Raw genomic sequence first — 24,586 nt, 5'->3', positions numbered from 1 at the left:
AGGTTTACGTTTCGCGATTCGTGAAGGTGGCCGTACAGTTGGTGCTGGTGTTGTAGCTAAGATCATCGCTTAATCACAGTTTCTGTGAAGAATGATTTGACTATACAGTAGTAAAAAGGGCATCATTTGATGCCCTTTTTCTGCACTGCTAGTTATTTCATTGATTATTCAAACGCTAGCATGGATTTTGGGGCTGAGAATATTCTTGGTCAAATAGTACATCGGCTTGATCGCTGATGAAATGGATTTGCCCTGCAACAGCGGGGCTGTTGTCGTCTATAGTTAGACTTGTGACAGGTTGGTTTATGAAAGCTAATAATGCTGAAACTCCTGATAGCTCAAATGCGCTAGATACAGTGAAGTGGGTAGTCACTTTTGTATTACTAGCGGCTGCTGTTGTGGGTAATTACCTGTATGGTGAGTGGTCTGTTGTGGCTCGTGCTGCGGGTGTTATTGTGTTAATTGCGGCGGCTCTTGGCGTTGCTGCAACCACATTTAAAGGTAAAGCTGCGATTGTTTTTGCACGCGAATCTCGAATGGAAGTTCGCAAAGTGGTATGGCCAACACGGCAAGAAACCATGCAAACAACACTGATCGTGTTAGCTGTAAGTATTGTAATGGCTTTGGTTCTTTGGGGCATTGACGGCATTATGGTTCGTCTTGTTGCCTTTGTAACTGGAGTATAGAGGGTTTAATACATGAGTGAAGCTCCAAAAAAACGCTGGTATGTCGTTCAAGCCTTCTCTGGGTTTGAAGGTCGTGTCGCTCAATCACTTCGTGAGCATATCAAAATGCATGGGATGGAAGAACACTTCGGTGAAGTTCTTGTTCCAACGGAAGAAGTCGTTGAAATGCGCGCGGGCCAACGTCGCAAGAGCGAACGTAAATTCTTTCCAGGTTACGTGCTGGTACAAATGATCATGAATGACGAGTCATGGCACTTGGTACGTAGCGTTCCTCGTGTAATGGGCTTCATTGGTGGAACGTCAGATCGTCCAGCACCGATCACAGATAAAGAAGCCGATGCGATATTGAACCGTCTGGAAAAAGCGAGTGAAGCTCCACGTCCGAAAACCATGTTTGAGGCGGGTGAAGTGGTTCGCGTTAATGAAGGTCCATTTGCAGACTTTAACGGTACGGTTGAAGAAGTAGATTACGAGAAAAGTCGCTTGAAAGTATCGGTCTCAATCTTTGGTCGTGCAACACCAGTTGAGCTTGAATTTGGTCAAGTGGAAAAGCTTGATTAAAAAAACAGCTTTTAGTCTTGTTTAAGGCGTGGAATTTGACTATAATTTCGCGCCTTTTTATAGGTCTTTATTATTCTAGTAATGGCCTTTAAAGTTAAGAAAATAAGCGGGGAGCTGATCGGTTGATTAGCGTTTGAACCCATAATTTAGGAAATATCATGGCAAAGAAAGTTGAAGCTTATATCAAGCTGCAAGTTGCAGCTGGTATGGCTAACCCAAGTCCACCAGTTGGTCCAGCACTAGGTCAACGTGGTGTTAACATCATGGAATTCTGTAAAGCATTTAACGCAAAAACAGAATCTCTAGAGAAAGGCTTACCTATTCCAGTTGTAATTACTGTATATAGCGATCGTTCTTTCACGTTTGAAACTAAGACTCCACCTGCTGCAGTTCTACTTAAGAAAGCGGCTGGCGTTAAGTCTGGTTCAGGCCGCCCTAATACTGAGAAAGTGGGTACCGTTACTGACGCTCAAATCCAAGAAATCGCAGAAACCAAAGCTGCTGATATGACTGGTGCTGATATTGAAGCGATGAAACGTTCTATTGCGGGTACTGCTCGTTCAATGGGCCTAGTGGTTGAGGGTTAAGATAATGGCAAAACTAACTAAGCGCATGCGTACTATCCGTGAAAAAGTGGATGTAACTAAAGAGTACGAAATTAACGAAGCGGTTGCTCTTCTAAAAGAACTAGCAACAGCTAAATTCGTAGAATCTGTTGACGTTGCTGTTAATCTTGGTATCGACGCTCGTAAATCTGATCAAAACGTACGTGGTGCAACAGTACTACCACACGGTACTGGTCGTGATATCCGTGTTGCAGTATTCACTCAAGGTGCAAATGCTGAAGCGGCAAAAGCTGCGGGCGCAGAACTAGTAGGTATGGAAGATCTTGCTGAGCAAGTGAAAAAAGGCGAAATGAACTTTGACGTTGTGATTGCTTCTCCTGATGCAATGCGCGTTGTTGGTCAACTAGGTACCATTCTTGGTCCTCGTGGCCTAATGCCAAACCCAAAAGTTGGCACTGTAACTCCTAACGTTGCTGAAGCAGTACAAAACGCGAAAGCAGGTCAGGTTCGTTACCGTAACGACAAGAATGGCATCATCCATACTACTATCGGTAAGGTGTCTTTCGAAACTGAACAACTAAAAGAGAACTTAGAAGCTCTTCTTGTTGCTCTTAAGAAAGCAAAACCATCGTCAGCTAAAGGTACTTACGTTAAGAAAGTAAGCATCTCTACGACTATGGGCGCAGGTGTTGCTGTTGATCAGAATACTCTGAGCACTCAAGCATAATTCCTTTGCTTAGGCGTAAAATTAATGTATAATTTTGCGCCTAATATTTGTGGTTGGGGCTGAACTTTGGTTCTTTGAACTATGACCCAGTCTCCGTCCAAGACCGTAGGCGTTATCATTAGATAACTTAATAAAACCTACGTAGATGGTGCCCGAACTGACAGAAAGCTCTAATTTTTATAAGTTAACTTTCTTCTGGGACTGCACCTAATAAGCTCTCGCTATTATTGATAATGGTGAGTGGTGTAATGACAACCAGGAGCAATCCAAGATGGCTTTAAATCTTCAAGACAAACAAGCAATTGTTGCTGAAGTCAACGAAGCGGCCAGTGGTGCACTTTCTGCAGTTGTTGCTGACTCTCGCGGTGTTCAAGTGGCTGCGTTAACAACTCTACGTAAACAAGCGCGTGAAGCGGGTGTTTATCTAAAAGTTGTTCGTAACACACTAGCACGTCGCGCGGTAGAAGGCACAGCTTACGAATGTCTACAAGACGTATTCGTAGGTCCTACTTTGATCGGCTTCTCTAACGAGCACCCAGGTGCTGCAGCGCGTCTATTTAAAGACTTCGCTAAAGAGAATAAAGCATTTGAAATCAAAGCAGCTGCATACGAAGGCGCAATTACTGACGTTGAAGTACTAGCGACACTACCAACTTACGACGAAGCAATCGCACGCCTAATGATGTGCATGAAAGAAGCTTCTGCGGCCAAGTTGGCGCGTACTATCGCTGCTATCCGCGATCAAAAAGAAGCAGCAGCGGCTTAATTGCCTTGCTTTTTATTGATTGCAAAATAAACTTATTGTTGACTTAAAAGAGAATTGTTATGTCTATTACTAACGAGCAAATCCTAGACGCTATTGCAGAAATGTCTGTAATGCAAGTTGTTGAACTGATCTCTGCTATGGAAGAGAAGTTCGGTGTTTCTGCTGCTGCTGCAGTTGTTTCTGGTGGCGCTGCTGCTGGTGCGGCTGTTGAAGAGCAAACTGAATTCGACGTAATCCTAACTGCTGCTGGCGGTAACAAAGTTGCTGTAATCAAAGCAGTACGTGGCGCAACTGGTCTTGGCCTGAAAGAAGCTAAAGCTCTAGTTGACGGCGCTCCAGCACCTCTAAAAGAAGGCGTTGAGAAAGCTGAAGCTGAAGCTCTTAAAGCTCAGCTAGAAGAAGCTGGTGCAACTGTTGAAATTAAGTAATTATTACTTAATTGTTTAGCCGAAAGGCTAACGGCTGGTGGTTTGTTGACCACCGGCCTTTTTGCGCTGTAGGGTATGGGCGAATTTTCCCGCTGTTTAAGCGTTCCATATTCATGCAAAAAGCATCTCATTCTAACGAAATAAGATGTCACTACAGTAAACAGCGATTTAGTCACTGTCCTATCCCTTTATAAACAAAGGCGGACAGTTTGGGTCACTTATCAGCGAGCTGAGGAACCCCATGGTTTACTCTTATACCGAGAAAAAGCGCATCCGTAAGGACTTTGGTACTCGTCCACAAGTGTTGGACATTCCATACCTGCTATCGATCCAGCTTGATTCGTTCGAAAAATTTATCGAACAGGATCCAGAAGGGCAATACGGTCTTGAAGCTGCTTTTCGTTCTGTTTTTCCAATTCAGAGCTATAACGGCAATTCAGAGCTGCAATACGTTAGCTACCGTCTTGGTGAACCAGTTTTTGACGTTAAAGAATGTCAAATCCGTGGTGTAACTTATTCAAAGCCTCTACGTGTAAAACTACGCCTAGTAATCTTTGATAAAGACGCGCCAGCAGGTACTGTCAAAGATATTAAAGAACAAGAAGTCTACATGGGTGAAATTCCACTCATGACAGATAATGGTACCTTTGTAATTAATGGTACCGAGAGGGTTATCGTATCCCAGCTGCACCGAAGCCCAGGCGTGTTCTTCGACAGCGATAAGGGTAAGACCCACTCTTCTGGTAAAGTGCTCTATAACGCACGTGTTATCCCTTATCGTGGTTCATGGCTCGATTTTGAATTCGATCCTAAAGACAACCTATACGTCCGCATTGACCGTCGTCGTAAGCTACCAGCATCGATCATTCTTCGTGCACTAGGTAAAACGACGGAAGAGATCCTCGATATCTTCTTCGAAAAAGTGAATTTCGAAGTCAAAGACCAAACCTTGATGATGGAATTGGTCCCTGAGCGTTTGCGTGGTGAAACGGCAACGTTCGATATCGAAGCTGATGGTAAGGTCTATGTTGAGAAAGGCCGTCGAGTTACCGCGCGTCATATTCGCCAGCTAGAAAAAGATGGTGTTAACTTCATTGAAGTGCCTGTTGACTATATTGTCGGCAAAGTATCCTCAAAAGATTATATCAATGAAGCCACTGGCGAAGTGATTGTTGCTGCTAACCAAGAAGTTAGCCTTGAAGCGTTAGCTAACCTGTCTCAAGCGGGATATAAGAAACTTGAAGTTCTCTTTACTAATGATCTTGATCACGGTCCATTTATGTCGGAAACCTTGCGTACCGACAGCACATCGGATCGTATTTCTGCATTAGTAGAGATCTACCGCATGATGCGCCTTGGCGAGCCGCCAACAAAAGAAGCCGCAGAATCATTGTTTGAAAGTTTGTTCTTCTCTCCAGAGCGTTACGATCTTTCAACTGTCGGTCGTATGAAGTTCAATAGTTCTATTGAACGTGATGACGCTGAAGAACAAGGCACTCTCGATGAAACAGATATCATCGAAGTGATGAAAAAGCTGATCTCGATCCGTAATGGTAAAGGCGAAGTGGATGATATTGACCACTTAGGCAACCGTCGTATCCGTAGTGTTGGCGAAATGGCAGAAAACCAATTCCGTGTTGGTCTTGTCCGTGTTGAACGTGCCGTGAAAGAGCGTCTGAGTCTAGGCGATCTCGATAACGTTATGCCTCAAGATCTTATCAATGCGAAACCAATTTCTGCTGCAGTAAAAGAATTTTTTGGTTCTTCTCAACTGTCTCAGTTTATGGACCAGAACAACCCGCTATCAGAAGTCACGCATAAACGTCGTATTTCTGCTTTAGGTCCGGGTGGTCTGACTCGTGAACGTGCAGGTTTCGAAGTCCGTGACGTACACGTGACCCACTATGGTCGCCTATGTCCTATCGAAACACCTGAAGGTCCAAACATTGGTTTGATCAACTCGTTGTCTGCGTTTGCACGTTGCAATGAGTACGGTTTCCTAGAAACCCCTTATCGCCGTGTGGTTGATGGTGTTGTCACTGATGAAGTTGATTACCTGTCTGCGATTGAAGAAGGTCAATTTGTTATCGCTCAGGCGAACGCAAAACTGACTGACGAAAGTCGCTTTGCTGATGAGCTCATTACTGCTCGTCAAAAAGGTGAGTCTGGTCTTCATCCACGTGAACACGTCAACTATATGGACGTTGCGACAAACCAAGTTGTATCTATTGCGGCATCACTGATTCCGTTCCTAGAACACGATGATGCGAACCGTGCCTTGATGGGTGCGAACATGCAACGTCAAGCCGTACCAACTCTACGTGCTGAAAAGCCATTAGTCGGTACAGGTATTGAACGTAACGTCGCGGTTGACTCTGGTGTAACAGCAGTTGCAACGCGTGGTGGTGTTATCCAATCAGTGGATGCTTCACGTATCGTTGTAAAAGTGAATGAAGAAGAGTTGATTCCTGGTGAAGCTGGTATCGACATCTATAACTTAACGAAATACACCCGTTCTAACCAGAATACTTGTATTAACCAGCGTCCATGTGTGATGCCTGGTGAACCAGTCGCTCGTGGTGATGTTCTGGCAGATGGTCCATCAACTGACCTTGGTGAGCTGGCGTTAGGTCAAAACATGCGTATCGCATTCATGCCTTGGAATGGTTACAACTTCGAAGACTCGATCTTAGTGTCTGAGCGTGTTGTTCAAGATGACCGTTTTACCACTATCCACATTCAAGAATTGTCTTGTGTGGCTCGTGATACCAAACTAGGTGCTGAAGAGATCACCGCAGATATTCCAAACGTGGGTGAAGCGGCGTTATCTAAGCTGGATGAGTCAGGTATTGTTTACATTGGTGCTGAAGTTAAGGGTGGCGACATTCTCGTTGGTAAAGTGACGCCTAAAGGCGAAACACAACTAACGCCTGAAGAAAAACTGCTCCGTGCAATCTTCGGTGAAAAAGCATCGGATGTTAAAGATACTTTTCTACGTGTGCCTAACTCGGTTGCGGGTACGGTTATCGACGTACAAGTCTTCACTCGTGATGGTGTTGAGAAAGATAAGCGTGCGCTTGAAATCGAGCACATGCAGCTAAAAGAAGCGAAGAAAGATCTCACCGAAGAATTCCAAATTTTGGAAGGTGGCTTGCTTGCTCGTGTACGTTCAGTACTGTTAGCTGGTGGTTACTCTGAAGCGAAGCTCGATGCGATTGAGCGTAAGAAATGGTTAGAACAAACTCTTGCCGATGACGAGCTACAATCTCAACTGGAACAGCTTGCTGAGCAGTGGGATGAATTAAAAGCCGATTTCGATAAGAAATTTGAAGCCAAACGTCGCAAAATCACTCAAGGTGATGATTTAGCACCGGGCGTACTGAAGATCGTTAAAGTTTACTTAGCGGTTAAACGTCGCATCCAACCGGGTGATAAGATGGCGGGTCGTCATGGTAACAAAGGGGTTATCTCTAAGATTAACCCAGTTGAAGACATGCCATATGATGAAAATGGCCAGCCAGTTGACATCGTATTGAACCCACTGGGTGTACCATCGCGGATGAACATCGGTCAGATCCTAGAAGTTCACTTAGGCCTGGCAGCGAAAGGTATTGGTGACAAGATCAACCAGATGATCAAAGAGCAGCAAGAACTGGCGAAACTGCGTGAATTCTTGCAGAAAGTGTATGATCTGGGTGAAACGCGTCAGAAAGTCGATATTGCTACATTATCGGACGATGAAGTTCGTACTTTAGCGAATAACCTACGTAATGGTTTACCAGTAGCAACTCCGGTCTTTGATGGTGCGAATGAAACCTCGATCAAAGCTATGTTGGATCTTGCTGATTTACCAAGTTCTGGACAGTTGACTCTGTTTGATGGTCGCACTGGTGATGCTTTCGAGCGTCCTGTAACGGTTGGTTATATGTACATGCTGAAATTGAACCACTTGGTGGATGATAAGATGCATGCACGTTCAACTGGCTCTTACAGCTTGGTCACTCAACAGCCATTGGGCGGTAAAGCTCAGTTCGGTGGTCAGCGTTTCGGTGAGATGGAAGTGTGGGCACTGGAAGCATATGGTGCTGCTTATACACTACAAGAAATGCTCACTGTTAAGTCAGATGACGTTAATGGCCGAACTAAGATGTATAAGAACATCGTAGATGGTAACCACGCGATGGAACCTGGTATGCCTGAATCGTTCAACGTATTGTTGAAAGAGATTCGCTCACTAGGTATCAACATCGAGTTGGAAGACGAAGAGTAAACCTTAAGGTTCCCCAACATCGGGGAGCCTAACCGGTTTTCTGGTAGGAAGGCGCTCGCTACATTATGCAGCGGGCCCTTTTAACTCCTTACAGGAGCTGATTGTGAAAGACTTATTAAACTTTCTAAAAGCACAGCATAAGACCGAAGAATTTGATGCAATCAAAATCGGTCTATCTTCACCTGACATGATTCGTTCATGGTCATTTGGTGAAGTGAAAAAACCTGAGACCATCAACTATCGTACGTTCAAACCTGAACGCGATGGTCTGTTCTGTGCGCGTATTTTTGGTCCAGTAAAAGACTATGAGTGTCTTTGTGGCAAATATAAGCGTCTGAAACACCGTGGTGTGATCTGTGAGAAATGTGGCGTTGAAGTGACCCAAACTAAGGTTCGTCGTGACCGTATGGGCCACATTGAACTGGCTTCACCTGTTGCACACATCTGGTTCTTAAAATCATTGCCATCTCGCATTGGTTTATTGATGGATATGCCACTACGTGACATCGAACGTGTTCTTTACTTCGAAATGTATGTCGTGACTGAACCAGGTATGACAGATCTCGAACGTGGTCAGATGTTGACTGAAGAAGAGTATCTAGATCGCTTGGAAGAGTGGGGTGATGAATTCACTGCAAAAATGGGTGCAGAGGCGATCAAAGATCTCTTAGCTTCCATGGATTTGCAAGTAGAAACAGAGCAAATGCGTGAAGAGTTGGATACCACTAACTCTGAAACTAAACGTAAGAAAGTCACTAAGCGTTTGAAACTGGTTGAAGCCTTCCTAGCCTCTGGTAATAAGCCAGAATGGATGATTTTAACGGTTCTACCTGTGCTTCCGCCTGATCTACGTCCACTAGTACCTCTAGATGGCGGTCGTTTTGCGACGTCTGATCTGAATGATCTATACCGTCGAGTGATCAACCGTAACAACCGTTTGAAACGCCTTTTAGAGCTTGCTGCTCCGGATATCATCGTACGTAACGAAAAGCGTATGTTGCAAGAATCTGTTGATGCGCTTCTTGATAACGGTCGTCGTGGTCGTGCGATCACTGGTTCGAACAAGCGTCCTCTTAAATCGCTTGCGGACATGATCAAAGGTAAACAAGGTCGTTTCCGTCAGAACCTTCTAGGTAAGCGTGTCGACTACTCTGGCCGTTCTGTAATCACAGTAGGTCCATACCTTCGTCTACACCAGTGTGGTCTTCCTAAGAAGATGGCGCTTGAGCTATTCAAACCTTTTATCTACAGCAAGTTAGAGACTCGTGGTCTTGCGACAACGATCAAAGCTGCGAAGAAAATGGTTGAGCGTGAAGAAGCGGTGGTATGGGATATCCTAGATGAAGTTATCCGTGAACACCCAGTACTACTTAACCGTGCGCCAACACTGCACCGTTTGGGTATTCAAGCATTTGAACCAGTACTGATCGAAGGTAAAGCGATCCAGCTTCACCCATTGGTTTGTGCGGCGTATAACGCGGACTTCGATGGTGACCAAATGGCGGTACACGTGCCTCTAACTTTAGAAGCACAGCTTGAAGCTCGTACCCTAATGATGTCGACTAACAACATCTTGTCACCTGCGTCAGGTGATCCAATCATCGTTCCTTCTCAGGACGTGGTATTGGGTCTGTACTACATGACGCGTGAAAAAATCAACGCGAAAGGTGAAGGTATGTACCTAGCCGGCCCTGCTGAGGCTGAAAAGGCATATCGCACTAAGAGCGCTGAACTCCACGCCCGTGTGAAAGTACGTATTACTGAAACTGTGGTTGATGAAGATGGTAACCGTACGACTGAAACTAAGATGGTTGATACCACTGTGGGTCGTGCGATGTTATGGCAAATCGTACCGAAAGGTCTGCCATTTAGCATTGTGAACCAAAAGTTAGGCAAGAAACAAATTTCAAACCTTCTGAATGAAGCCTACCGTAAGCTTGGTCTGAAAGACACGGTAATCTTTGCTGACCAAATCATGTATACCGGTTTTGCTTATGCAGCACTGTCTGGTGTATCGGTTGGTATTGACGATATGGTTGTTCCCGCAGCTAAGTACACTGAAATTGCTGAAGCGGAAGAAGAAGTACGCGAAATTCAAGAGCAATTCCAGTCTGGTTTGGTGACTGCAGGTGAACGCTACAACAAAGTGATCGATATTTGGGCATCCACCAATGATCGCGTAGCGAAAGCGATGATGGAAAACCTTTCATCTGAACTTGTTGTAAACCGTGAAGGCGAACAAGAGCGTCAAGAATCGTTTAACAGCATCTATATGATGGCTGACTCGGGTGCTCGTGGTTCTGCTGCACAGATTCGTCAGTTGGCGGGTATGCGTGGTCTGATGGCACGTCCAGATGGTTCCATCATTGAAACGCCAATCACTGCGAACTTTAAAGAAGGCCTAAACGTTCTTCAGTACTTTATTTCAACCCACGGTGCGCGTAAAGGCCTAGCCGATACCGCATTGAAAACTGCGAACTCAGGTTACCTGACTCGTCGTTTGGTTGATGTAGCACAAGACGTCGTTGTTACTGAGCACGATTGTGGTACTCATGAAGGCGTTGACATGATGCCTCATATCGAAGGTGGTGATGTTAAAGTTGCACTGACTGAATTAGCATTAGGTCGTGTTGTTGCGGAAGATATTCTGAAGCCAGGTACAGAAGAAGTTCTGATCCCACGTAATACACTGCTTGATGAAAAATGGTGTCAGATCCTGAATGACAATTCAGTTGACAGCATTCGTGTTCGTTCGGTTGTAACTTGTGATGCTGACTTTGGTTGTTGTGCACTGTGTTATGGTCGTGACTTAGCGCGTGGTCACTTGGTTAACCAAGGTGAGGCGGTTGGTGTTATTGCGGCTCAATCTATCGGTGAACCGGGTACACAGTTAACGATGCGTACGTTCCACATCGGTGGTGCGGCATCGACAGCGGCAGCAGAAAACAGCATTCAAGCGAAGAACAAAGGTTCTGTGAAGCTGCATAACGCGAAATTTGTTACCAATAAAGATGGTAAGTTAGTGATCACATCACGTGCTTCTGAACTTACCATTATTGATGAGTTTGGTCGTACCAAAGAGAAACACAAACTGCCATACGGTTCGTTGTTAAGTAAAGCTGATAACCAAGCGGTTGACGCTGGTGAAGTCATTGCTAACTGGGAAGCGCATACACTGCCTATCATTACTGAGGTAGCAGGTCGTATCCAATTTGTTGATATGATCGATGGCGTCACCGTTTCTCGTCAAACAGATGATTTAACTGGTCTATCATCTAGTGAAGTGACTGAGCCTGCGGCGCGTCCTGCTGCGGGTAAAGATATGCGTCCAGCAATCAAACTTGTTGATGAAAAAGGAAAAGATGTATTGATCCCTGGTACAGATATGCCAGCACAATACTTCCTTCCGGGTAAAGCGATCGTTAATATCGAAGATGGTGCAGAAGTAAACATTGGTGATACTCTTGCACGTATTCCTCAGAAATCTGGTGGTAACAAAGATATTACCGGTGGTCTGCCTCGCGTTGCTGACCTGTTTGAAGCTCGTAAGCCTAAAGAGCCTGCGATTTTGGCTGAACACACAGGGACCGTTTCGTTTGGTAAAGAGACCAAAGGTAAGCGTCGCTTGATCATTACTCGTGATGGTGGTGACACTTACGAAGAGATGATTCCTAAGCATCGTCAGCTTAACGTGTTTGAAGGTGAGCGTATTGAACGTGGTGATGTTATCGCCGATGGCCCAGAGTCTCCACATGATATTCTGCGCCTACGTGGTATTCATGCCGTAACGACATACATCGCTAACGAAGTTCAGGAAGTTTACCGTCTGCAAGGCGTTAAGATTAACGATAAGCATATTGAAACTATCGTTCGTCAGATGCTACGCAAGTGTACCATTACCCATGCTGGTGACTCTGAATTCTTACCTGGTGAGCAAGTTGAATACTCACAAGTGAAGATTGCTAACCGTCTATTAGAGTCGGAAGGCAAAGAGCCGGCCCGTTTTGAGCGTGAACTACTTGGTATTACCAAAGCTTCTTTGGCAACCGAATCGTTCATCTCTGCGGCATCGTTCCAAGAAACGACGCGCGTACTAACGGAAGCTGCGGTATCGGGTAAGCGTGACGATCTACGTGGTCTGAAAGAGAACGTTATCGTTGGTCGATTGATCCCTGCTGGTACGGGTTTTGCGTATCATCAAGACCGTCAAGCTAAGCGTCAAGCTCAGAAAGAAGGTCCATCTGCAGAGCAAGCGACTGATAATTTAGCCGCCCTGCTAAATGCGGGTTTCTCTTCTGACGAGTAATCGGATAACTGAATGAAAAAAGGCACCTTCGGGTGCCTTTTTTGTATGTTTGGAATGGATAAAAAGAAGATGTGAAAAGGGCAATCGAGTTAAAGCTTATGCTCCGGGTGGAATGGATAAGCTATCGGCAATTAATTGGATAAGATAGTCTTCTAATTCAAATCGTGATTCGAGTACTTCTCCCATTTTCGAGAGATCATCATCAAGTGTTTCAAGATCGTCTTCGTTACTCACCGTGGCGTATTGATCTGCAAAATTGAGCAGTGGATCCGTCGTGTCGGTGATTTGTGCATAAGTATGATTAATCTCATCGGTCGCTTTAAAGCCAGTGGCGTGCCATTTATCCATTACCATGTCATAGATTTTGAAGTGACCTTCGGAGATGTAGTCGACCAACTCTTGGCTAAAATGTTGTAATGCTTGGGGGGAGGGGAGCTCACTCAGGGTGGTATTGTCGGGCAGCGGTTGGGTTACGACAAGTTTGCAGTATTCAATGATTAATTGTTGTCGCTTATCTAACCAATGATCAATAACATCACTTGAACCACCCCACTGTTCCTGTGTTTTTTTTAACTTTTTTAGCATGGCCACGCCCTCATGATCGGATCATCGATTGGATGATCATGTCTGCATATGTGTGGTGAAGACCACCATCCTTTGCCTGAACAAGAATTTATAGGTTTGAAAATCAAATGACTACAAACTCTGGTATGAAATTAGATTGCCAGTAAAATGGTTGAACTGCAAGCAATCAGGAGTGAGTATGTTAGAAAATAGTGATGAAAAATCCGCTTATTGGTGTGTGGTATCAGGAAGTGAGATCTGGATAGAAAATGGAACGATCCCACAAGGGCGTGCTGAGCAATGGCAATTGCCATCATCACATGCGGTACAGATCGGCTACTTGCAGAATTTGCCTGTGTATTGGATCAATGCACAGGATGTCGATATGGCATTAGAGATGGTCAATCTACGTGAATTACTGCATCTAGAAGAATCGTTATTCTTAATGGCGAGTAAGGCTATTCAATATGGCTATATGAGCCAGACGATGCGTTTTTGCCCTCAATGTGGGGGGAGAAATCATCTGAATCACAATCAACTTGCCATGCAGTGTCAAGAGTGTCGAACCCTGCATTATCCACGTATTTTCCCTTGTATTATTGTTGCAGTTCGTCACCAAAAACAGATTTTACTTGCTCAGCATCCTCGTCATCGTGGTGGCATGTATACTGTCATCGCTGGGTTTGTGGAAGCCGGAGAGACTCTTGAGCAATGTGTTGCCAGAGAAATTAAAGAAGAAACCGGTATATCAGTCACCAACATTCGTTATTTTGGAAGCCAACCCTGGGCCTTTCCTTCTAGTATGATGATGGCTTTTTTAGCTGATTATGCGGAAGGAGAGTTGAAGCCAGATTATTCTGAATTAACCGATGCCCAGTGGTTTTCTGCAGAAAATTTACCACCTGTGGCTCCTCAAGGAACGATTGCTCGGGCATTAATTGAGCAAACATTATCCGATATTCAGCAAGATAAAATGGGACGTCTGGATTAAGCAATAATAAAAAAAACCCTCCACAGAGGGAGGGGGTAAGTAAGATGTCGTTATGAGATGCTGAGTAAAAATACTCAGTTATTATTGTAGTTTTCGCTAGCGAACAAATTTGTAACATTGAATGAGTGTGTACGCAAATTAAGCATTGATTTAGAGGTTAATAACTTGATCTCGGTTGCAAAGCTATCCACGATGGAAGAGAAATCAATGTTAGAATGCTTAACAAAGTACAGCCAAATAAAAGAAGTGGAAAAGCCATGACTGAATTAAAAAATGACCGCTATTTGCGTGCATTGCTCAAACAACCTGTGGATTGCACCCCTGTGTGGATGATGCGTCAAGCAGGGCGTTATTTACCGGAGTATCGGGCGACACGAGCTCAAGCCGGGGATTTTCTATCACTATGCAAAAATGCAGAGTTAGCTTCTGAAGTGACATTACAGCCATTACGTCGTTTTTCCCTTGATGCTGCGATCTTATTTTCTGATATTTTAACGGTTCCTGATGCCATGGGGCTTGGTCTTTACTTTGAGGCGGGTGAAGGGCCAAAATTTGAGCGGCCTATTACTTGTAAATCAGATGTCGATAAGCTGATCATGCCTGATCCTGAAGGTGAATTACGATATGTGATGAATGCCGTTCGTCAGATCAGAAAAGATCTCAAAGGTGAAGTGCCGCTGATTGGTTTTTCGGGTAGCCCTTGGACACTTGCGACTTATATGGTTGAAGGTGGAAGCTCGAAGGCCTTCACTAAGATCAAAAAAATGATGTATGCCGAACCACAAACTTTGCATCTGTTATTGGATAAACTGGCAGACAGCGTGGTTGACTACTTAAATGCTCAGATTAAAGCAGGGGCTCAGTCTGTCATGGTTTTTGATACTTGGGGCGGTGTTTTAACTCCCCGCGATTACCAAGATTTTTCATTGCGCTATATGCATAAAATTGTTGATGGGTTAATTCGTGAGAATGATGGTCGTCAGGTTCCTGTCACGCTGTTTACTAAAAATGGTGGTATGTGGTTAGAGCAAATTGCAGCTACAGGCTGTGATGCTATTGGCCTTGATTGGACGATTAATATTGCTGATGCGAAAGTGCGAGTGGGGAATAAAGTAGCCTTGCAAGGAAATATGGATCCTTCAATGTTGTATGCTCCTCATGAGCGAATTCGAGAAGAAGTGGCAACAATTTTACAAGGGTTTGGGAAAGGAACGGGTCATGTCTTTAACCTTGGGCATGGTATCCATTTGGATGTTCCACCAGAAAATGCTGGCGTTTTTGTTGATGCGGTGCATGAGCTCTCTCTACCGTTCCATCAATAATGGATTCAACGCCTGCTTGTCAGGCGTTTTTTTATGATGCACTTCATTAAGTCAAACATCGTTTTATGTGCTGAACTGACTTACTTACCTGACTCATTTATACTGCGAGTAAGTGATTCAAACAAGAATGTGGCCGATAGATGAAAACAAGAGATCGAATTGTTCATGCAGCATTAGAACTATTTAATGAGCATGGAGAAAGATCCATGACGACAAATCATATTGCTGCTCATCTCGAGATTAGTCCGGGTAATCTCTATTATCATTTTCGTAATAAACAAGAAATTGTGCGAGAAATCTTTGCTCTTTATTCAGCAGAATTAATTGAACGTTTTACTCCTTGGCAGCGTCCTTATGAAAGCCTTACTCTTTTGAAGCATTACTTTGATTCTGTTTTTACTCTAATGTGGAAATACCGTTTTTTCTACGCCAATTTACCTGAGATTTTGCAACGAGATGAGCAGTTGCATGCAGAATATATTCAAGTACAAGAAAAGCTGCAGGCGAATTTAGTCAATATTATGCAGGTATTTGTTGAGATGAAGCTGTTAACACTCAATCGTGACGAAATGAAAAAAATGGTGACTACCTTACATTTGATCGCTTCCAGCTGGTTGACTTACCAGTCGGCGATGTCTTTAACTTCGCAAATTACTGAATCCGTCATTCATCAAGGAATGCTGCAAATTATCTCTGTTATGAAATCGAATGCGACTGAGCAAGGGGCGGAGCAACTGCAGTTATTAGAAGATGGTGTTCGAGTTATGCATGTCTAAATGCCATGAGATATAACCTTTTTATCTTGTCCATTGAGTGTGAATACCACTACATTGTCTCTATTCGTTAACCGGCCTTAGTCGTTTCTTCATGCATTATGATGTTTTTAATGGTGATGCCGATGGCATCATTGCCTTGCTGCAACTGCGTTTAGCTAAGCCTTGTGATAGTCAGCTGATTACTGGGGTAAAACGTGATATTCAATTATTGCATTCTTTATCTGTTACGGCTGAGGATAGTGTGACGGTCTTGGATATTTCACTGGCAAAAAACGTCACAGATTTATGGCGGATTTTGGACAGTGGAGCTCAGGTTTTTTATGCAGATCATCATCAAGCGGGTGCTATACCAGAGCATCCCAATCTCACCACAGCGATAGACTTAAGTGCCAATATTTGTACCGGATTGATTGTTGATCGCTTGCTAAATGGTCAGTATCACCATTGGGCAATCACTGCCGCATATGGTGATAATTTGCTTGAAATGGGAGATCATCTCGCCAAGCAAGCAGGATTAAGCCGGTTACAAGCAAAGCAGTTAAAGCGATTGGGAACTTTGATGAATTACAATGGTTATGGACAATCGCTACAAGATTTACATTATCATCCAGCAGAGTTGTTTCGCGCTTTACTGCATTATCCCTCTCCGTTTGATTTTATTGCTGATACCCAGTCACCTTATTTGAATCTTGATAAAGCTTATCAGCAGGATATGGAACAAGTCCTTGCTGTTTCTGCGTATTATGAAAGTGACATATTACGAGTTTTTGAATTACCAGCAGAAGCTTTATCGTATCGAGTGAGTGGGGTATACAGCAATTTGCTGGCAAACCAACAAAGCCAGAAGGCACATATAGTACTGACTCGGTTGGCACAAGATAGCTATTCAGTTTCACTGAGAGCTCCATTAACAAATAAGCAGGGAGCAGGAAGCCTTTGTGCTCAGTTTTCTTCTGGTGGCGGTCGTGAAGCAGCAGGTGGGATTAATCAGTTACCGCAGCAAGCACTGGCTCAATTTATTACTGTGGTGGAGCAGTTCTATCGCTCTTAAGCTGGGTTACCGGCTTAACCAGTGGCGAGGATTCTCTGCTTTACTATTGCGGCGGATTTCAAAATACAGTGCTGGGCGAGCTTGGCCTCCGGTATCGCCCGCTAATGCAAGCGTTTCCCCTGCCGTGACTTTATCTCCTTCTTTTTTCATCAGCGATTGGTTATAGCCATATAGCGTCATGTCGCCTTTACCGTGGTCCAGTAAGATCACTAACCCATAGCCTCGTAAATACTCTGCAAAGACAACGGTTCCAGGATAAACGGCTTTAACGGCTTGACCGTAATTGGCATCAATTACCATACCTTTCCAGTCCACTTGCCCAGTTTGTCGCTCACCAAATTGATGTAAAACTTGTCCTTTAATGGGCCATGGAAGCTTACCCCTCTGCTTGGCAAGCCCATCCATTGGCACGGCATTGCGTTTTGCCGCTTTGGCAATTTCTGCTTTCAAGCGAGTTTCATTGCGTTGTAATTCTGCGAGATAGACTTTGTCACCCGAGATACTTTTGCTTATAGCCGTGACAGTTTGGCGACGTTCCTTTTGCGTTTTAGTTAATTGGTCACGCTTTTGGGTTTGCTGCTGCAGTAACGCCGTTATTTGTTCCCGTTCTAACTGAAGCTGGTGTTCACTCTCATTCAGTGATTGTCGAGTTGTTTCAAGCTGCTGAATCATCCTCGCTCGGCTTGTGGCTAAATGTTGGTAATATTGACTAATTCTATCTTGTTCAACCCCATCTTTTAGTAAATCACCACTGGCTAAAGTTCGGCGGGTAACATAATAGGTTTGCAATAATTCCGTCAGCTTTTCTGCTTGCTGCTGGCGTTGCAGTTCAAGTTCAGAGATGTTTTTCTGAAGGTTAGCGATATTTTTATTCGTATGTGTTAAGTCATTTTGCGTGGATTTGATCTGTTTTTCTAACTGCGAGATGGACAACTCTTGTTGCTTCAAAGATTGTTGCAGTTGATCTAGCTGTTTTTGTCTTTGTCCCAGAGATTGTTGTTGGCGTGAGATTTCGCTTTTGACACCAGATAACTCTTGCTGTGATGCGGCATAACCCATAATAGAAAATAGAGCACCCGCTAAAAAAATCATTACTTGAGAGGTGTGAGTCATCCGTTTAAAAATAGAGAAGATCATCTTTTCGCCGTCATCACCGTGGAAATTCGTGAGCGTTCAGTATACTCAAAGTGACAAATGAGGCGAGCAAGATGATGAAAACTTTGCAATGTTTTTCAATTCTTCTCGCTTGTTGTGATGACATAGCAATAAAAAAGCCCCAAGTGGGGCTTTTTTATTGCTGGAGAAAAGCACTTAAGAGTAAAGAACTTGACCAGACATTTCGGCTGGGATCTCCATATCGCTCAGTGCCAACATTGTGGGGGCGAGATCGGAGAGTTTTCCACCTTCGTTTAGCGTGATCGCTTTGCTACCTACGTAGATCAAAGGAACTGGCAAGTTAGTATGAGCGGTATGGATGCCCCCTGTTTCTGGGTTTACCATCATTTCAGCGTTACCATGATCGGCGGTGATCAGCAATTGACCATCCACTTCTTTGATTGCTTCAACGACCCGACCTATACATTCATCTACAGCTTCACACGCTTTAACGGCAGCATCGTAAATGCCCGTATGACCAACCATGTCACCATTAGGATAGTTACAGATGATTGCATCATATTGACCAGACTTGATTGCGGCAACCAGTTTATCAGTGAGTTCTTTTGAACTCATTTCTGGTTGTAAGTCATAAGTTGCGACTTTTGGAGAAGCGACTAACTGACGTTCTTCACCCGTAAATTCACTCTCAACACCACCGTTGAAGAAGAAGGTCACATGAGCATATTTTTCCGTTTCAGAAATTCGCAACTGGGTTTTTCCCGCTTTTGATAGCCATTCACCGTAAGTATTTTCAAGTGAAGCCGGTGGGAAAGCAGTAGCTAATGGAATATCAGCCGCATATTGAGTCAGCATAACAAAGTTGACCGCAGGGAAAACGCTGCGTTTAAAGCCATCAAAATCAGCGACAAAAGTACGAGTGATTTCACGAGCACGGTCAGCACGGTAGTTCAAAAACAGTACGGCATCACCATCTTGCATTGCTGCAGATGCTTGATCTGCGGTACGAATTTCAGTGGCTTGTACAAACTCGTCATTCTCTTCACGTGCATAAGCCGCTTCAAGGCCAGCAACTGCAGAATCATAGGTAAAGTCTGCTTTTGCTTGAGTCAGTAGATCGTACGCTTTTTCAACACGATCCCAGTTGTTATCACGGTCCATCGCGTAGTAACGACCAACCAGAGATGCAATACGACCTTTACCCAGTTTGGTAAATAGATCTTGGAAACGTTGCAGAGAGTTTTCTGCGCTACGAGGTGGTGTATCACGACCATCGAGGAAACAGTGGAGGTAGATTTTGTCAGCTCCGCGAGCTGCGGCTAATTCTACCGCCGCATAAATATGATCTTCATGAGAATGCACACCACCTGGAGACATAAGGCCCATAAGGTGTACAGCTTTACCTTCAGCAACGGCTTTATCTATTGCAGTAACAATGGCTTCATTTTGTTGGAATTCACCGTCAGCAATGGCTTTAGTTATGCGTGTCAGATCTTGATAAACAATTCGACCTGCACCGATATTGGTATGGCCAACTTCAGAGTTACCCATTTGACCATCAGGAAGGCCCACATCCATGCCTGATGCAGAGATGAGCGTGTGTGGATTGTTGGCCATTAAGCCATCCAGCACTGGTGTATTTGCATTGTTAATGGCGTTGCTATTATTGTCTTCACGGTAACCCCAACCGTCAAGAATCACTAGAGCCATTGGCTTCTTAGCAGACATAGTTATGACCTCATTAAATTCATCGTAATTAGAAAGTAAAAACTAGCGTAATTTTACTACACTTTGTACCCTTTGCAGTAGGTTAAGATCAATGATTCTCCCTATCAATGCAACAAAACGTTGCCTATTGATCAAAATTGACTAAGTGAGAACCCAAGCTGCAAGGTAGACAATACTTAAACCAATTAAACCAAGAATGAGGCCGGTTTTGGCCATGTCTTTACTTTCTATCAACCCTGTCGAATAGGCCAGTGAGTTCGGCGGTGTCGATACTGGAAGAATCATGCCTAATGAGGCAGAAAAGGCCACCACAACAAGTAAGCCTTGCAGCCCACCCACTTCCATTAAACTGTTCATTGACACCCCAATGGCAGCCGCAATCGGCATTAATAGGTTAGCGGTTGCTGTATTGGACATAAAATTCGCCATTAACCAGCATACGAGTGATAGTGAGATCACCACAAACATTGGTGATAAACTTTCATAATCAATTGCATGGGCGAGAGCTTCAGCTAGGCCTGTATGTTCTAGACCAATACCAATCGCAATTCCACCAGCAACTAACCAAAGCACATCCCAGTTAATTAATTTTAGTTCTTCCTTCCCCATGATCCCCGTTAAAGTGAACACGGCTAATGGAATAATGGAAACCACGTAAGTATTCATACCATGCAACGCAGTGGTCATCCATAACACAATCGTAGCAGCAAAGGTGCAATAAACCACAATCGCTCGCCAAGAACGTTGAAAAGTACCTTGTAGCTTCAAGGTCATTGTGGGTTGAGAAGAGGGGAAGAAGTATTGTAGTAAAAACCAAGCAATGGTTAGTTGGATCAACACAAAAGGTAGCCCCATCATCATCCAAGAGAGAAAATCAATGCTATTCTCACCGGTTAAATATTGTAGAGCAATCGCGTTGGGGGGGGTACCAATCGGGGTTGCAATACCTCCTGTATTCGCAGCAATCGGAATACTCAAGACCAGTGCTTTTACACCTAATTCCCCTTTAGGGGCTGAGGCGACAATTGGTCCGAGTAGCGCAAGCATCATAACCGTAGTTGCCGTATTGGACATAAACATAGAGAACACAGAGGTGATAAGCATTAAACCCAACATAATGAATTTGGGCTGGTGGCCAAATGGACGCAGTAATACACGGGCTAAGTTATTATCTAATTCATATTTTGAGGCAGCAATGGCAAGCGCAAATCCGCCCATAAAGAGGATGATAATCGGTGATGAAAAAGCCCCAAGAATATCGGTATAGGGGATTAAATGGCCGACTTCATGCTGTTCAAGAGGTGAGCGAAACCAATGTAGGCCTTTATCAGAAATCATGATGAGTTCAAGAGCGATAATCAAAATAGAGGTCGCAAAAACAGGGACAGGTTCAAGCACCCACAGGAGGGCGGCAAGAAGGAAAATGGCTAAAAGCCGATGTTGAACTAAGGTCAGTTCTTGAATAGGAATCAGATCAATAGGGAGTAAAAGTACTCCTAGCGGGATAAAAAAACAGACCGCTAACCGAGTCAGAAGCCCGGTAGGTAACGTATGCATAAAAGCTTCCTTTGCAAATTTTATCCGAAACTGACCTAGGGTAAATCATTGACAAGGAAAGGTCTTAGAGAGGGATAAAACTTTTGTATTTTATGCTAGGCACATCTAAAGAAGTGTGCAGGACATCATAGTCGCCATCCCAGTATAATTGAAATGGCGACGACAAAGTTAAGCTTTATGGGCGTAGGGAGAGCCTAATAAGGTGGGAGATTGCAACTGCATACTGTCATCAAAGCGAATGGCCTCTTTCGCAAATAAGTTAATCACTGTTGATCCCAGTTTAAAACGGCCCATTTCTTGGCCTTTTTTCAGTACGACAGCATCATTTCCTTCTGCGGGATAATTCCAGCGATAGATGGTATTTCCTCGAGGAGGAGTCATGGTGCCAGACCAAATCGTTTCAATGCTTCCCACGATGGTCGCTCCAACCAGAACTTGGGCCAACGGGCCAAATTCTGTGTCAAAAATACAGACAACGCGTTCGTTACGTGCAAATAAATTCGGTACATTCTCAGCGGTTAATGGGTTAACAGAGAACAGATCGCCGGGCACATAAATCATCTGGCGTAATGTGCCATCACAAGGCATATGCACGCGATGGTAATCACTCGGCGAAAGGTACAAGGTTGCAAATTCGCCTTGTTCAAATTCTTGTGCTAGATCCGCATCGCCCCCCAGTAATTCTTGAGCTGAGAAGTGATGGCCTTTTGCTTGAATAAGTTGTCCACTGGTGATAGGCCCAAATTGGCTGACACGAGCATCAGCTGGGTGAACCAAAACATCCTCTCCAGAAGCGACAGGACGAACACCAGGTTTGAGTTCTCGAACAAAAAATTCGTTAAATGTTGAGTAATATTTAGGGTCTGAGTGCAATGCATCATCCATATTGACGTTGTATTGCTTAATAAACCAGCGAATGATGGCTGTAGTTAGACCGCCCGCTTTCGCTGAAGCGAGTTTTCCGACTAAACGGGTTAAGCCATGTTGTGGAATCCAATATTGCAGTCTAACTTTTAGTTTATCCATCGTGTGTTATTCCAATGTCTTTTCATCTTTGGGCGCGAGATGTTACTGAAAATCGCTTCTCATGTCAGCAGTTATCCATCGTTATGTAAAGCGAATGGCATTATGAAATATCAGCTTTCTTATTTCTTGAATATTGCCGGTTGGCTTTATTTTCCGACATACTTTCAATGATTCGGTGGTAATTTTCAAATCGTAGAGCGCTAATTTCGCCTCGTTCGACCGCTTCTTTCAGCAAACAACCAGGGTCATCAAGGTGCTTGCAGTCTCGAAATTTGCATCCCCCGAGGTAAGGGCGAAACTCTACATAGGCTTTGGTCACATCTTCGGCATCTAAGTGCCATAAACCGAATTCTCTAACTCCCGGAGAATCAATCAAATCGCCTCCGGATGGAATGTGGTATAAGCGAGCGGCCGTTGTGGTGTGTTGTCCTAACCCTGAGTTTTCAGAAACCTCACCTTCTTCGACTTCCGTTTCTAACTGTGGCATTAATGCATTAACTAAACTCGATTTTCCAACGCCTGATTGGCCAACAAACACATTAATTCGATCACGGAGTTTACTCTCTAGCTTATCTATATTTTCACCACTCTCCTTACTTACCAAAAGGACGTCGTAGCCAACAGCTTGATAATTATCAAGCTGTTGTTGATAGAGTGAACGCTGCTCTGGTGAGAGTAAGTCCACTTTATTTAAGACAATTAAGGGGGAAATTGACAACGTTTCAGCGGCAATTAAATAGCGATCGATAATATTAAGTGACAATTCAGGGAGAACAGAAGAAACGATGACCATTTGATTGACGTTAGCGGCAACAGGCTTAAGCCCATCATAATAATCTGGGCGAGTTAAAACTGATCTTCTTGGCTCAACGGCTTCCACGACGCCAGAAATGCCAGCTAATGTTTCAATGCCGGGTCGCCAGATCACGTTATCACCCGATACTAGGCTTTCAATACTGCGCCGTAAGTTACAGCGGTGAACAAGCCCCGTTGTGGGATCCTCAATATCCGCATGCTGACCAAAACGGCTAATCACTAAGCCTGTTTTGGCATTTTCTAACATAGATTCATCCCAAGCTACAGACTCTTCTTGTTTGAGTTTTCTATGCTGGTTGGTTCTCACTCGGCGCACTTGGCTTTTGGTCAGTTTTTTCTTCTTAGTCACTCTGTTCTACTTTCAGTTATTGGCGTTGATAAGGTCTGCACAATGGCGGAGATCGTGAGCCACATTAGGTATCTTGGTGATATGAATTTGGGTTATAGTACCTTTTTTATGAGTAAACCCATATAGGGACTTATTATATGTCTTTTTGCGAACAAAACCTCATTTGGATTGATCTTGAAATGACAGGGCTTGATCCTGATGAACATAAAATTATCGAAATTGCGACCATAGTAACGGATAGTCAGTTAACGATTCTTGCCGAAGGCCCGGTGTTGGCTGTTCATCAGCCTGAATCAGAGTTGGATAAAATGGATGATTGGTGTACCCGTACGCACAGCGAAAGTGGGTTAGTGGAGCGTGTGCGTCAAAGTACGATTAATGAGCAAGAAGCCGTTAAGCTGACGATTGATTTTTTACAGCAATGGGTTCCTGCCGGCGCTTCACCTATTTGTGGGAATAGCATCGGTCAAGATCGACGTTTTCTGTATCGGCATATGCCGGAATTAGAGAGTTACTTCCACTATCGTTATATTGATGTGAGTACGATCAAAGAGTTAACTCGACGTTGGAAGCCCGAAGTACTGAATCATTTTACCAAACAAGGTACGCATTTAGCCTTAGATGATATTCGAGAATCAATCGCTGAGTTGAAATTTTATCGTTCAACCGTGTTTAATATATGAGTTAACCTTAGCCTCTTGATGTTTAGAGAGGCTTTTACCTCGAACCTGTCATGAGTAATTGAGCACTGCTAGTTATATCCTCTTTTTTTGTACAAACTATCGCTTTATTGCTGGTTTTGTCAGCAAATGAGTGAAAAATCATTTTTTTTTGCTTTAACTACTTGCATCACAAAAAAATGCTCTTATAATTCGCAGCCCTAAACAGCGCAAAACGTTGTTGATGCGACACTAGCTCAGTTGGTAGAGCGCAACCTTGCCAAGGTTGAGGTCACGAGTTCGAACCTCGTGTGTCGCTCC

Annotated in this window: 19 protein-coding genes, 1 tRNA gene and 1 pseudogene; 15 read left to right on the top strand and 6 right to left on the bottom strand. The window is 44.0% G+C overall.

Going from position 1 to position 24,586, the window contains the following annotated elements:
• From EXA13_RS15540 to rpoC, 9 genes and pseudogenes are all read left to right on the top strand, one after another.
• Nucleotides 1-73 (top strand): annotated as a pseudogene (locus EXA13_RS15540) (hypothetical protein); the annotation flags it as partial.
• Nucleotides 74-305: 232 nt separating this feature from the next.
• On the top strand, nucleotides 306-686 hold the full coding sequence (gene secE, locus EXA13_RS15535; RefSeq protein ID WP_238133969.1) for a preprotein translocase subunit SecE: 381 nt from the start codon (nucleotides 306-308) through the stop codon (nucleotides 684-686).
• A gap of 12 nt (nucleotides 687-698) precedes the next feature.
• Nucleotides 699-1,247, top strand: a complete 549-nt coding sequence (gene nusG, locus EXA13_RS15530) for a transcription termination/antitermination protein NusG (protein ID WP_238133968.1) — start codon at nucleotides 699-701, stop codon at nucleotides 1,245-1,247.
• Nucleotides 1,248-1,405: 158 nt separating this feature from the next.
• A complete protein-coding gene (gene rplK / locus EXA13_RS15525) occupies nucleotides 1,406-1,834 on the top strand; it encodes a 50S ribosomal protein L11 (protein WP_238133967.1) in 429 nt (142 codons plus the stop codon).
• Between the two features lie 4 nt (nucleotides 1,835-1,838).
• On the top strand, nucleotides 1,839-2,540 hold the full coding sequence (gene rplA, locus EXA13_RS15520; protein ID WP_238133966.1) for a 50S ribosomal protein L1: 702 nt from the start codon (nucleotides 1,839-1,841) through the stop codon (nucleotides 2,538-2,540).
• Nucleotides 2,541-2,811: 271 nt separating this feature from the next.
• The gene (rplJ, locus tag EXA13_RS15515) at nucleotides 2,812-3,306 is read left to right on the top strand and encodes a 50S ribosomal protein L10 (protein ID WP_238133965.1); all 495 of its coding nucleotides are present in this window, start codon (nucleotides 2,812-2,814) and stop codon (nucleotides 3,304-3,306) included.
• A gap of 59 nt (nucleotides 3,307-3,365) precedes the next feature.
• Nucleotides 3,366-3,734 carry a 50S ribosomal protein L7/L12 gene (gene rplL, locus EXA13_RS15510; protein ID WP_238133964.1) on the top strand — a complete coding sequence of 123 codons (369 nt, stop codon included), beginning with the start codon at nucleotides 3,366-3,368 and terminating at the stop codon, nucleotides 3,732-3,734.
• A 241-nt stretch (nucleotides 3,735-3,975) separates the two neighbouring features.
• Nucleotides 3,976-8,004: a DNA-directed RNA polymerase subunit beta gene (rpoB, locus tag EXA13_RS15505; protein ID WP_238133963.1), complete on the top strand. Its 4,029-nt coding sequence runs from the start codon at nucleotides 3,976-3,978 to the stop codon at nucleotides 8,002-8,004.
• Nucleotides 8,005-8,107: 103 nt separating this feature from the next.
• Nucleotides 8,108-12,310: a DNA-directed RNA polymerase subunit beta' gene (gene rpoC / locus EXA13_RS15500; RefSeq protein ID WP_238133962.1), complete on the top strand. Its 4,203-nt coding sequence runs from the start codon at nucleotides 8,108-8,110 to the stop codon at nucleotides 12,308-12,310.
• 96 nt (nucleotides 12,311-12,406) lie between these two features.
• Here the strand turns inward: rpoC and rsd are convergent, their stop codons facing one another.
• Nucleotides 12,407-12,895, bottom strand: coding sequence for a sigma D regulator (gene rsd / locus EXA13_RS15495; RefSeq protein ID WP_238133961.1), 489 nt, complete (start codon nucleotides 12,893-12,895; stop codon nucleotides 12,407-12,409).
• Nucleotides 12,896-13,073: 178 nt separating this feature from the next.
• On the opposite strand from rsd, the gene nudC reads away from it, so the two are divergent.
• From nudC to EXA13_RS15475, 4 genes are all read left to right on the top strand, one after another.
• Entirely contained in the window at nucleotides 13,074-13,865 is a 792-nt protein-coding gene (gene nudC / locus EXA13_RS15490; RefSeq protein ID WP_238133960.1) for an NAD(+) diphosphatase, read from the top strand.
• Between the two features lie 257 nt (nucleotides 13,866-14,122).
• The gene (hemE, locus tag EXA13_RS15485) at nucleotides 14,123-15,187 is read left to right on the top strand and encodes a uroporphyrinogen decarboxylase (RefSeq protein WP_238133959.1); all 1,065 of its coding nucleotides are present in this window, start codon (nucleotides 14,123-14,125) and stop codon (nucleotides 15,185-15,187) included.
• A 140-nt stretch (nucleotides 15,188-15,327) separates the two neighbouring features.
• Entirely contained in the window at nucleotides 15,328-15,963 is a 636-nt protein-coding gene (locus tag EXA13_RS15480; RefSeq protein ID WP_238133958.1) for a TetR/AcrR family transcriptional regulator, read from the top strand.
• A 91-nt stretch (nucleotides 15,964-16,054) separates the two neighbouring features.
• Nucleotides 16,055-17,014: a DHH family phosphoesterase gene (locus tag EXA13_RS15475; RefSeq protein WP_238133957.1), complete on the top strand. Its 960-nt coding sequence runs from the start codon at nucleotides 16,055-16,057 to the stop codon at nucleotides 17,012-17,014.
• 6 nt (nucleotides 17,015-17,020) lie between these two features.
• Here the strand turns inward: EXA13_RS15475 and EXA13_RS15470 are convergent, their stop codons facing one another.
• From EXA13_RS15470 to rsgA, 5 genes are all read right to left on the bottom strand, one after another.
• On the bottom strand, nucleotides 17,021-18,106 hold the full coding sequence (locus EXA13_RS15470) for a murein hydrolase activator EnvC family protein (RefSeq protein WP_238133970.1): 1,086 nt from the start codon (nucleotides 18,104-18,106) through the stop codon (nucleotides 17,021-17,023).
• A gap of 219 nt (nucleotides 18,107-18,325) precedes the next feature.
• Entirely contained in the window at nucleotides 18,326-19,858 is a 1,533-nt protein-coding gene (gene gpmM, locus EXA13_RS15465) for a 2,3-bisphosphoglycerate-independent phosphoglycerate mutase (protein ID WP_238133956.1), read from the bottom strand.
• 141 nt (nucleotides 19,859-19,999) lie between these two features.
• Nucleotides 20,000-21,415 carry an SLC13 family permease gene (locus EXA13_RS15460; RefSeq protein WP_238133955.1) on the bottom strand — a complete coding sequence of 472 codons (1,416 nt, stop codon included), beginning with the start codon at nucleotides 21,413-21,415 and terminating at the stop codon, nucleotides 20,000-20,002.
• Between the two features lie 168 nt (nucleotides 21,416-21,583).
• The gene (gene asd / locus EXA13_RS15455; RefSeq protein WP_238133954.1) at nucleotides 21,584-22,441 is read right to left on the bottom strand and encodes an archaetidylserine decarboxylase; all 858 of its coding nucleotides are present in this window, start codon (nucleotides 22,439-22,441) and stop codon (nucleotides 21,584-21,586) included.
• Between the two features lie 100 nt (nucleotides 22,442-22,541).
• Nucleotides 22,542-23,606, bottom strand: a complete 1,065-nt coding sequence (gene rsgA, locus EXA13_RS15450) for a small ribosomal subunit biogenesis GTPase RsgA (RefSeq protein WP_238133953.1) — start codon at nucleotides 23,604-23,606, stop codon at nucleotides 22,542-22,544.
• Nucleotides 23,607-23,743: 137 nt separating this feature from the next.
• Here rsgA and orn point away from each other — a divergent pair, with 137 nt between their 5' ends.
• Complete coding sequence (orn, locus tag EXA13_RS15445; RefSeq protein ID WP_238133952.1) at nucleotides 23,744-24,289, top strand: oligoribonuclease; 546 nt, start codon at nucleotides 23,744-23,746, stop codon at nucleotides 24,287-24,289.
• A 222-nt stretch (nucleotides 24,290-24,511) separates the two neighbouring features.
• Nucleotides 24,512-24,584, top strand: a tRNA-Gly gene (locus tag EXA13_RS15440).
• The last annotated feature ends 2 nt before the right edge of the window (nucleotides 24,585-24,586 follow it).

It is taken from the genome of Vibrio cincinnatiensis (assembly GCF_022113815.1).
Taxonomy (GTDB): Bacteria; Pseudomonadota; Gammaproteobacteria; order Enterobacterales; family Vibrionaceae; genus Vibrio; species Vibrio cincinnatiensis_A.
Note: the sequence above shows the minus strand (reverse complement) of the source record. Positions and strands in the feature narration are given on the sequence as shown.

Bases quoted from the DNA above. Each gene is read 5' to 3' on its own strand.
- rsd (WP_238133961.1), bottom strand. From the start codon at position 12,895: ATGCTAAAAAAGTTAAAAAAAACACAGGAACAGTGGGGTGGTTCAAGT.
- EXA13_RS15470 (WP_238133970.1), bottom strand. From the start codon at position 18,106: ATGATTTTTTTAGCGGGTGCTCTATTTTCTATTATGGGTTATGCCGCA.
- EXA13_RS15480 (WP_238133958.1), top strand. From the start codon at position 15,328: ATGAAAACAAGAGATCGAATTGTTCATGCAGCATTAGAACTATTTAAT.
- rplK (WP_238133967.1), top strand. From the start codon at position 1,406: ATGGCAAAGAAAGTTGAAGCTTATATCAAGCTGCAAGTTGCAGCTGGT.
- asd (WP_238133954.1), bottom strand. From the start codon at position 22,441: ATGGATAAACTAAAAGTTAGACTGCAATATTGGATTCCACAACATGGC.
- EXA13_RS15460 (WP_238133955.1), bottom strand. From the start codon at position 21,415: ATGCATACGTTACCTACCGGGCTTCTGACTCGGTTAGCGGTCTGTTTT.
- rplJ (WP_238133965.1), top strand. From the start codon at position 2,812: ATGGCTTTAAATCTTCAAGACAAACAAGCAATTGTTGCTGAAGTCAAC.
- nusG (WP_238133968.1), top strand. From the start codon at position 699: ATGAGTGAAGCTCCAAAAAAACGCTGGTATGTCGTTCAAGCCTTCTCT.
- hemE (WP_238133959.1), top strand. From the start codon at position 14,123: ATGACTGAATTAAAAAATGACCGCTATTTGCGTGCATTGCTCAAACAA.
- nudC (WP_238133960.1), top strand. From the start codon at position 13,074: ATGTTAGAAAATAGTGATGAAAAATCCGCTTATTGGTGTGTGGTATCA.
- rpoB (WP_238133963.1), top strand. From the start codon at position 3,976: ATGGTTTACTCTTATACCGAGAAAAAGCGCATCCGTAAGGACTTTGGT.
- rplL (WP_238133964.1), top strand. From the start codon at position 3,366: ATGTCTATTACTAACGAGCAAATCCTAGACGCTATTGCAGAAATGTCT.
- secE (WP_238133969.1), top strand. From the start codon at position 306: ATGAAAGCTAATAATGCTGAAACTCCTGATAGCTCAAATGCGCTAGAT.
- orn (WP_238133952.1), top strand. From the start codon at position 23,744: ATGTCTTTTTGCGAACAAAACCTCATTTGGATTGATCTTGAAATGACA.
- EXA13_RS15475 (WP_238133957.1), top strand. From the start codon at position 16,055: ATGCATTATGATGTTTTTAATGGTGATGCCGATGGCATCATTGCCTTG.
- gpmM (WP_238133956.1), bottom strand. From the start codon at position 19,858: ATGTCTGCTAAGAAGCCAATGGCTCTAGTGATTCTTGACGGTTGGGGT.
- rplA (WP_238133966.1), top strand. From the start codon at position 1,839: ATGGCAAAACTAACTAAGCGCATGCGTACTATCCGTGAAAAAGTGGAT.